General features: G+C 58.0%; 1 protein-coding gene. It reads left to right on the forward strand.

What is annotated here, in order from left to right:
• The coding region (locus BIU91_RS19055; RefSeq protein WP_171907868.1) for a hypothetical protein at positions 1 to 358 on the forward strand (358 nt) is incomplete at its 5' end.
• Between the last annotated feature and the right edge of the window lie 125 nt (positions 359 to 483).

Here is a 483-nt window from a genome sequence, read left to right on the forward strand (position 1 = left end):
GTACGAGAACAAGACTGCCAACGCGTACGACCTCACGGGCTCGTTGCCGCTGGTGAACGGACCAAACTTCGCCCTTGCGATCATCTCGGTCGTTCTGACTCCCGTTGACGACGTGACCAGCTTCCAGTCTCAGGTGGTGCCTCAATTCTGGATACCCAACATGAGCATGCCGTATGAGGACACCGGTACGAGTACTTTCCAGATACGTGCGGGAATCAACCCGAGCATGGACGGAATCAGCGTCGAGTACTACTACGTGATTATCAGCCGGGCTGCGACGGTCATGCAGTCATCTTTCTTCAAGTACTCGGCCTACGCGACGGTTCCGGTCAACGTAAGCGTGACGAGGGTCGCCTGATGAGGCTGGGCAGGTCGGCCGACGACCAGCTGGTCGAACGGCTCCGATATATGCGCCGCACCTTGGACGACATGAAAGGGCTGCAAACGTTCGGCACGAGCAATTTCGGAGTGCGCATCCTGCGC

It is taken from the genome of Curtobacterium sp. MMLR14_002, from assembly GCF_001864975.1.
Taxonomy (GTDB): domain Bacteria; phylum Actinomycetota; class Actinomycetes; order Actinomycetales; family Microbacteriaceae; genus Curtobacterium; species Curtobacterium flaccumfaciens.